This is a genomic window from Micromonospora sp. DT68 (assembly GCF_049847245.1).
GTDB classification, from domain to species: Bacteria; Actinomycetota; Actinomycetes; order Mycobacteriales; family Micromonosporaceae; genus Micromonospora; species Micromonospora profundi.
Genome location: NZ_JBNCNZ010000004.1, coordinates 464,156 through 472,476, shown reverse-complemented (window position 1 = coordinate 472,476; position 8,321 = coordinate 464,156). Strand labels below are relative to the sequence as shown.

Annotated in this window: 7 protein-coding genes; 2 read left to right on the top strand and 5 right to left on the bottom strand. The window is 72.6% G+C overall.

Annotation, left to right across the window (positions count from 1 at the left end):
- From ACPXB1_RS10760 to ACPXB1_RS10750, 3 genes are all read right to left on the bottom strand, one after another.
- Positions 1 to 1,376 (bottom strand): pyridoxal phosphate-dependent decarboxylase family protein (locus ACPXB1_RS10760; RefSeq protein ID WP_425735140.1); only part of this gene is annotated, 1,376 nt, incomplete at its 3' end.
- Between the two features lie 27 nt (positions 1,377 to 1,403).
- Positions 1,404 to 2,912, bottom strand: coding sequence for an MFS transporter (locus ACPXB1_RS10755; RefSeq protein WP_355589499.1), 1,509 nt, complete (start codon positions 2,910 to 2,912; stop codon positions 1,404 to 1,406).
- A 32-nt stretch (positions 2,913 to 2,944) separates the two neighbouring features.
- On the bottom strand, positions 2,945 to 3,259 hold the full coding sequence (locus ACPXB1_RS10750; protein ID WP_167946957.1) for an MGMT family protein: 315 nt from the start codon (positions 3,257 to 3,259) through the stop codon (positions 2,945 to 2,947).
- Between the two features lie 61 nt (positions 3,260 to 3,320).
- Here ACPXB1_RS10750 and proB point away from each other — a divergent pair, with 61 nt between their 5' ends.
- Both proB and ACPXB1_RS10740 read left to right on the top strand, forming a co-directional pair.
- Positions 3,321 to 4,430, top strand: coding sequence for a glutamate 5-kinase (gene proB / locus ACPXB1_RS10745; protein ID WP_355589501.1), 1,110 nt, complete (start codon positions 3,321 to 3,323; stop codon positions 4,428 to 4,430).
- A gap of 66 nt (positions 4,431 to 4,496) precedes the next feature.
- Positions 4,497 to 5,738, top strand: coding sequence for a glutamate-5-semialdehyde dehydrogenase (locus tag ACPXB1_RS10740; protein WP_355589503.1), 1,242 nt, complete (start codon positions 4,497 to 4,499; stop codon positions 5,736 to 5,738).
- Positions 5,739 to 5,747: 9 nt separating this feature from the next.
- Here ACPXB1_RS10740 and ACPXB1_RS10735 read toward each other — a convergent pair whose 3' ends face one another.
- Complete coding sequence (locus tag ACPXB1_RS10735; RefSeq protein WP_425735139.1) at positions 5,748 to 6,836, bottom strand: squalene--hopene cyclase; 1,089 nt, start codon at positions 6,834 to 6,836, stop codon at positions 5,748 to 5,750.
- A gap of 200 nt (positions 6,837 to 7,036) precedes the next feature.
- A complete protein-coding gene (gene moeZ, locus ACPXB1_RS10730; RefSeq protein WP_377667041.1) occupies positions 7,037 to 8,218 on the bottom strand; it encodes an adenylyltransferase/sulfurtransferase MoeZ in 1,182 nt (393 codons plus the stop codon).
- Positions 8,219 to 8,321 lie beyond the last annotated feature (103 nt).

Sequence of the window (8,321 nt, the reverse complement as noted above, 5' to 3'; positions counted from 1 at the left end):
TGTCGCCCGGCCCCCCCCCCCCCCGCGGCGCCCCGCCCCACGACCAGTTCCGGGGTCAGCGCCTCCGGGGTCAGCGCACCGACAAGAGCGGCCAACTCGGCCGGCAGCCGCACCGGGCCGGCGGCACGCGCCGCCGCCACGGCCTCGACGAGGTCCGGGCCGAACTCGGCCACCCGAGGCGCGACCGCCGCGGTCACCGTGAGGTGCACGCTGGAGGGCAGGCCGGCGTACGACAGTTGGGGCTGGGTGTGCCAGCCACGCGCGGTCAACTCGTCGACCAGGACGAACAGGTCGGGCCCGCCCTCGGTGGCGGTGAAGCAGACCACTGTGGACTCCGGCTCGGCCATGAGCCGCAGGCCGTCGACGGCACGAACGGCGTCGGCCAGGCCGGCGACCGCGTCCCGGGTGACGGTGGCCAACCGCAGATAGCCGGCGTCGCCCAGATGCCGCAGGGTCGCGTACGCGGCGGCGATCGGCCCGCCCGAACGGGTGGACGCGATCACCGGATTGATCATCGTGTAGCCGGGCCAGTCCGCGTACGCGAAGTACTGCGGAGCGCGTAGCGCGGCATCCCGGTGCAGCAGCACCGACACGCCCTTCGGCGCGTACGCGTACTTGTGCAGGTCCACCGAGATCGAGGTGACCCCGGGCACCGCGAAGTCGAACGCCGGCACCGGCTCACCGAGGCGGCGCAGGTACGGCAGGGTCCAGCCGCCGAAGCAGGCGTCGACGTGGCAGCGCACCCCGGCGTCGGCGGCCACTGCGGCGATCTCGGCGACCGGGTCCACCACCCCGTGCGCGTACGACGGCGCGGAGCAGGCTACAAGCACCGTCTCCGGGCGGATCGCCGCTGCCATCGCGGCCGGGTCGGGGCGAAGCGTGGTCACCGGGACCGGCACCACGTCAAGCGCCACCCGCAGGTAGTGCGCCGCCTTGGCGAACGCGGCGTGCGCGGTCGACGGCACCACGATCCGCGGTGCGGTGATCTCCGGGTGCGCGTCCCGGGCCGTCTTGACGGCGAGGATCAGCGACTCGGTGCCGCCGCTGGTGACGCTGCCGACCACGTCCGGCGCTGCCGTTCCCGGCCCACCGCCGAGCACCCGGCCGGCCGCGCCGACCAGCGCGTTCTCCATTGCCAGCAGGGACGGGAACGCCGTCGGGTCGAGCCCGTTGACGTGCGCGCTCTCCCGGTGCGCAGCAGCGGCGAGGTCGTCCAACCCGGGCACAGCCGGGTCGTAGACGTAGGCGAACAACCGCCCCCCGTGCGTAGGCCGATCACCGGAACGCAACCGGCGAACCTCAGCCAGCGCGACCTCCGCCGCCACCCCGTCCCGGGACAAAGCCCCGCCCAAAACCCTGCTCTCATCGTCGATCATGGAGTCGTGGTGCCTTTCTTGTACCGGTCAGCGGCTTTCATCCCCCACCACAACTCCATGATCGACGCGCCCATGGGGTGTGGCTGCGGCTAGGACCGCCGGGGTCAGGTTGTAGCGGCGTAGCAGCAGGAGGGGCGGGGCTATCAGTAGTGCTGGCAGGACCGTGAAGCCGAGCAGGACGCCCAGTCTCGCCGTGTCGGACTGGGTTGCCGCCGTGCCGGTGTCGGAGGAGACGTACCCGGAGATCTGGAGCACCAGGCCGTAGATGCCGGGGCCGAGGGCCAGACCGAAGGTCTCCCCGGCGGTCCAGAGGCCGGTGAAGACGCCGGCCTGCCGCCGGCCGGTGCGCGCCGTGTCGTACGCGATGCAGTCCGGCAGCATTGCCAGCGCGAACACCTGCTGACCGGCGTACCCGACGCCGATCACCGCGACCACAAGGTAGACGGCGACCGCCGGCAGCACCGGGGCGGCGACCAGGCCGAGCGCCCCGGCGGCGAGGATCAGCGCGGCGACGACCAGCGCTGCCCGCTTGCCCAGCCGGGCACCGACGCGGGACCAGAGCGGCATCACCAGCAGCGCCGGCCCGACGAAGCAGACGAACAGCAGGGTCGGGCCGCTCCGCTCGTCGCGCAGGATCTGCCCGGCGAAGTAGTTGACCCCGGCGAGGATCGTCGCCACCCCGGCGGACTGCACCACGAAGCAGATCAGCAACGCCCGGAACGGTCGATTGGCGCCGGCCACCGCCAGCTGGGCGCGCAGCGTCGGCTCGCTCGCGCCCACCACGCCGCTCGGCGCGGACCTGGTGCCGATGAACGCACCGACGGCACCGACGGCGATGAGCACCGCCACGAACAGGCCCATCCACCGGTGCCCGGGCACACCGTCGCCGCCGGCGGTCACCACCAGCGGGGCCACCGCGCCGGAGACCAGGATGGCAAGCGCCAGTACGGCGATCCGCCAGGTCATCAGCCTGGTGCGCTCGGTGTAGTCGTCGGTCATCTCGGCAGGCATCGCCACGTACGGCACCTGGAAGAAGGCGAACGCGGTGGCAGTGGCCAGGAAGGCGAGCGCCACGTACGCCACGGCGGCCGGACCGTTGCCGAACGGTGCGGCGAAGATGCTCGCGAACAGCACGGCGAGCGCGAGGCCGGCGACGAGCAGGTACGGCCGGCGGGCGCCCCAGCGCGACCGGGTGCGGTCGGAGATCCGTCCGGCGACCGGGTTGACCAGGACGTCCCACGCCTTGGGCAGCAGCACCAGCAGGGCGGCCAGGCCGGCGGCCACACCAAGCGTGTCGGTCAGGTACGGCAGCAGCAGCAGGCCGGGCACTGTGCCGAACGCTCCGGTGGCCAACGATCCGAGCGCATATCCGGCGTGCACCGGACGAGGAAGCGGACCGGCTGCCACACCAGCGTCCGGTGGCCCGAGGGCTGGCGCGCCGGCGGCACCCGGATCGGCATCCTGCGGGCCGACAGCGGACGAGCTGGCGGACTGACCGACAGCGGACGGGCCGGCGGCACCCGGCGGCTGGTTCATGGGGCCGAATGTTACTCACGTTATGGCACGCGTCACATCCCCTCATCCGGCGACCAGCCAGCCGCCGCGATGTCCACTCCCTCGCCGCGCAACGGCGCCCCCTCGGCCCGCAGCCGCGCCCGCGCCTCCCGCTCGTGCCCTGGCGGCAGCCGACCGGACGAGGTCACCACGCGGTGCCAGGGCACCGAGCCACCGTGCCGGGCCATGATGTTGCCCACCAGCCGGGCCGAAGCTCGCCCCGACCGCTCGGCCAGTGCGTCGGCGACCGCCCCGTACGACATCACCCGACCCTGCGGGATCCGCTCGACAAGGTCGAGCACCGCCTCGACGTACTCGTCAGGTGTCACAATCGGCCACCATATGGGAAGGCCGCCGGGCGACGCTGTCCTGACCACGCAGAATGGGCGGGTGCGTGACGCAGTCACGGCGGCCCGGCGGGTCGTCGTCAAGATCGGATCCTCCTCGTTGACCACCGCCACGGGCGGACTGGCCGACGAGCGCGTCGACGCGCTTGTCGACACCCTCGGTCGGCTCGCCGCCCAGGGGCGCGAGGTGGTGCTTGTCTCCTCGGGCGCGATCGCCGCCGGTCTCGTCCCGCTCGGGCTGACCCGACGCCCGCGCGACCTGGCCACCCAGCAGGCCGCCGCCAGCGTCGGCCAGGGCCTGCTGATCGGCAGGTACGCCGCCAGCTTCGCCCGCCACGGCCTGACCGTCGGGCAGGTGCTGCTCACCGTCGACGACGTGACCCGGCGGGCGCACTACCGCAACGCGTACCGCACGCTGCGCAAGCTGCTCGACCTGCACGCGGTGCCGATCGTCAACGAGAACGACACGGTCGCCACCGACGAGATCAGGTTCGGCGACAACGACCGGCTCGCCGCGCTGGTGGCCGCACTTGTGCACGCCGACCTGCTGGTGCTCCTCTCCGACGTGGACGCGCTCTGGACCGGCGACCCGGCCCGCCCGCAGTCGACCCGGATCACGGAGGTCCGCGGCGACGAGGACCTCGCCGGCATCACCATCGGCGGCGCCGGCCGGTCTGGCGTCGGCACCGGCGGCATGGTGACGAAGGTCGAGGCGGCCCGGATCGCCACCGGCTTCGGCATTCCGGTGGTGCTCACCTCCGCCGACCTGGCCGCACCGGTGCTGGCCGGCGACCCGGTCGGCACCCTGTTCCACCCGCAGCGCCAGCGCCCGACGGCCCGGCTGTTCTGGCTTGCCCACGCCACCTCGCCACGCGGCCGGCTGCACCTCGACCCGGGCGCCGTGGCCGCCGTCGTCGGGCGACGCAAGTCGCTGCTGCCCGCCGGCATCACCGCCGTGGACGGCACGTTCACCGCCGGCGACCCGGTCGACCTCGTCGACACCGCTGGCGCTCCGGTCGCCCGTGGGCTGGTCAACTACGACGCGGTGGAGCTGCCCGGGCTGCTCGGTCGCTCCACCTCCGAACTCGCCGCGGCGCTCGGCCCGGCCTACGAACGGGAGGTCGTCCACCGCGACGACCTCGTACTGCTGTAAGCAAGGGCACCTTATTAACGCCTGGCGTTGTATAGGGGGCCCTTCCTAACACCAAAGGAGTGCAGAATGAGCGTCGCCGAGCAGGCTCGACGGGCGCGGGACGCCGCCGCGACTCTGGCAGTGGCCACCCGTACCGTCAAGGACGCCGCGCTTGTCGCGATGGCCGACGCGCTTGTCACGCGTACACCGGAGATCCTGACCGCGAACGAGGCGGACCTCGCGGCCGGTCGGGAAGCCGGGCTCAGCGCGGCCGTGTTGGACCGACTCGCGCTCGACGCGGGCCGGGTGGCCGGCATCGCGGACGCGTTGCGCCAGATGGCCGCGCTGCCCGACCCGGTAGGCGAGGTGGTCCGGGGCTCGACACTGCCCAACGGCCTTGAGCTGCGCCAGATCCGGGTGCCGTTCGGGGTGGTCGGCATCATCTACGAGGCGCGCCCCAACGTCACGGTGGACGCCGCCGGCATCTGCCTGAAGTCCGGCAACGCCGCCCTTCTGCGCGGGTCGTCCTCGGCCGCGCACTCGAACGCCGCTCTGGTGGCGGTGCTGCGGGACGCGGTCGCCGAGGCGGGGCTGCCCGCCGACGCTGTGCAGTTGCTCGACGCCAGCTCCCGCGAGTCGGTAAAGGAGTTGATGCGCGCCCGAGGGCTCGTCGACGTGCTGATTCCGCGCGGCGGCGCGTCGCTGATCCGCACCGTGGTGGAGGAGTCCACAGTGCCGGTGATCGAGACCGGGGTGGGCAACTGCCACGTGTACGTCGACGCCGCAGCGGACGTCTCGCAGGCCGTGGCCGTGACGCTGAACGCCAAGACCCAGCGGCTGTCCACCTGCAACACCGCCGAGTCGCTGCTGGTGCACGCCGACGTCGCCGACGCGTTCCTGCCGCCGATGCTCGCCGCGTTCGCCGAGGCCGGGGTGACAGTGCACGGCTCCCCCGAGGTGGCCGCGTACTCCCCGGCGGTGGTCCCGGCCACCGAGGAGGACTACGCCACCGAATACCTGTCGGCTGACATTTCCGTGGCGGTGGTCGACTCACTTGACGCGGCGGTCGCGCACATCCGCGAGTACGGCACCGGGCACACCGAGGCGATCCTCACCGACTCGGCGAACGCGGCCCGCGACTTCGTGGCCCGTGTCGACGCGGCGGCGGTGATGGTGAACGCCTCCACCCGGTTCACCGACGGGGGCGAGTTCGGGTTCGGCGCGGAGATCGGCATCTCGACGCAGAAGCTGCACGCCCGCGGCCCGATGGGCCTGCCCGAGCTGACAAGCACCAAGTACGTCGTCACAGGCAACGGTCACCTGCGCTGACGCGGCGGCTCAACCGGCGGTCTCCGCCAGCCCCGACGGCCCGGTCTCCCGCCAAACGGGCGGCACTGCAGCCTGGCGAACGGGCGGCACGGCCGTCTGGCCGACGGGCGGCACGGCAACCTGGCGGGCCGGCGGCACCGCCTCCGGACGGGCGGGCGGCACTGCCGTCTGATGGACAGGCGGCACCGCAGTCGGGCGGACCGGCGGCCTGGCCTCCGGGCGGACGGGCGGCCCGCCGGCCTGGAGGGCGGGCCGCTTCTGACCGGGCACCGTCGCCGGGCGGCAGGCGCGGATCGCCGACAGCGTGGAGTGCACGTCGAACTGGTGGCCGTCCTCGCTCTCCCAACCGCCGTCGCTGCGCTGGGTCTCGGTCAGTCGCCGCAGGGCACGCACCATGATCCAGTCCTGGAGGTCGATGCCGACCCGGCGCAGCGTGGCCGCCAGCCAGGCGACGTCGCCCGGGGACATCTTCGGCATCCGCTCGGCGAGCACCACCTGGATCCGCGCGGACTCCTGGAACATGTCCTGCCGGTGCAGGACGGCAGCGCTCAGCCACCCGGCGGCGAGGAACGACGGCCAACTGCCGTCCGGGCGCAGTCGCGCGGCGATCGAATGGGCCGCCGCCTGCACCACCCCGGCGTACGCCCCGCCGACGCGGTGATCGAGCGGGCCGGAGGCTCGGGCGTCCAGGCCGGCGACAGTGAGCCAGAACCCGGCGTTGCCGGTGAGGAAGAGCTTGGCCTCCGGGTCGCCGGGGCGGGCCCACTCCGGAGCCGAACCGGCGAGCGAGGCGTCCTCGTCCCAGCCGCCGTCGGCCTGCTGCCGGGACGCCAACCAGTCCAGGGCGCGGCGTGCGGCGGGACGGGCCAGCGCGCCCAGGTCGTCCAACTCGGCGAGCCGGAAGCAGGTGGCGTCGACCGAGGCGATCTCGCCGCCCCACATAGCGGGCCACCCACCGTCGGGCGACTGGCCGACCTCAGCGGTCTCCAACACCTCCGGAGGCGGGGGTGTGCCGTTGCGCAGCCAGGAGAGGCGGGCACGCTCCACCGCATCCCCATGCGCCACGACGAACCCGATCGCGGCATTCAAGTCGACCACGGCAGAGACGCTACCTGCGCAGACGTGATACCGCCTCGGGGAATCGGCCAGGCCGGTATGGCTGCGACGCTCCGGTCACAGGGCTGCTCGGAGCGCTTACGCGTCGATTTGCCGCACTGTCGACGGGCTTGCCGTGGGGGCGCTCGTCGTACCGGGGGCGGCTCGGGGCGCGGCGTGCACCGCAGCCCCGAGCCAACCGGTCAGTACGCGGGCAGCGACGGGTCGATCTGCTTGATCCAGGACAGCACGCCGCCCTGCACGTGCACGGCGTCACGGAACCCGGCCGCCTTGAGCGCGGCGAGAGCCTCCGCCGAGCGGACACCGGACTTGCAGTGCAGCACTACCTGCCGGTCCTGCGGCAGCTTCGCGAGGGCCTCACCGGAGAGGATGTCGCCCTTGGGGATCAGGGTGGAGCCGGGGATCCGGACGATCTCGTACTCGGCCGGCTCGCGCACGTCGACGAGGAAGATGTCCTTGCCGGCGTCCTGCCACTCCTTGAGCTCCAAGGCGGTGATCGTCGAGTCGAGGGTCGCCTCCTGGGCCTCCTCGGAGACCGCGCCGCAGAAGTCCTCGTAGTCCTCCAGCAGGTCGGTGACCGTCGGGTTCTCGCCGCAGAGCACGCAGTTCGGGTCCTTGCGGACCTTGATCTTGCGGTACTCCATCTCCAGGGCGTCGTAGACCATCAGGCGGCCGACAAGCGGCTCGCCGACGCCGGCGAGCAGCTTGATCGCCTCGTTGACCTGGATCGACCCGATCGACGCGCAGAGCACCCCGAGCACGCCGCCCTCGGCGCAGGACGGGACCATGCCCGGCGGCGGGGGCTCCGGGTAGAGGCACCGGTAGCAGGGGCCGTGCTCGGCCCAGAACACCGACGCCTGACCGTCGAACCGGTAGATCGAGCCCCAGACGTACGGCTTGCCGAGCAGCACCGCCGCGTCGTTGACCATGTAACGGGTGGCGAAGTTGTCGGTGCCGTCCACGATCAGGTCGTACTGGGCGAAGATCTCGCGGACGTTCTCCCGGTCCAGGGCGGTGTTGTGGATCTCCACGTTGACCAGCGGGTTGATCTCGCGGATCGACGCGGCGGCGGACTCGGCCTTGGAGCGGCCGATGTCGGACACGCCGTGGATGATCTGGCGCTGGAGGTTCGACTCGTCGACGGTGTCGAAGTCGATGATGCCGAGGGTACCGACACCTGCGGCAGCGAGGTACATGAGGGCGGGCGAGCCGAGGCCACCGGCGCCGACACAGAGCACCCGGGCGTTCTTCAGCCGCTTCTGCCCGGTCACCCCGACGTCCGGGATGATCAGATGGCGTGAGTAGCGGCGGATCTCGTCAACGGTCAGCTCGGCGGCGGGTTCGACGAGCGGGGGCAACGACACGGTGGACTCCCCGGGATCGGCGGTGCGAACCGCGCCATTGTTGCTCGCCGGAGCCCCTCTCGGCCATGAGGGAGGACACTGGCCCGCGATGCGGGAGCGGGAA

Bases quoted from the DNA above. Each gene is read 5' to 3' on its own strand.
- ACPXB1_RS10755 (WP_355589499.1), bottom strand. From the start codon at position 2,912: ATGAACCAGCCGCCGGGTGCCGCCGGCCCGTCCGCTGTCGGTCAGTCC.
- ACPXB1_RS10740 (WP_355589503.1), top strand. From the start codon at position 4,497: ATGAGCGTCGCCGAGCAGGCTCGACGGGCGCGGGACGCCGCCGCGACT.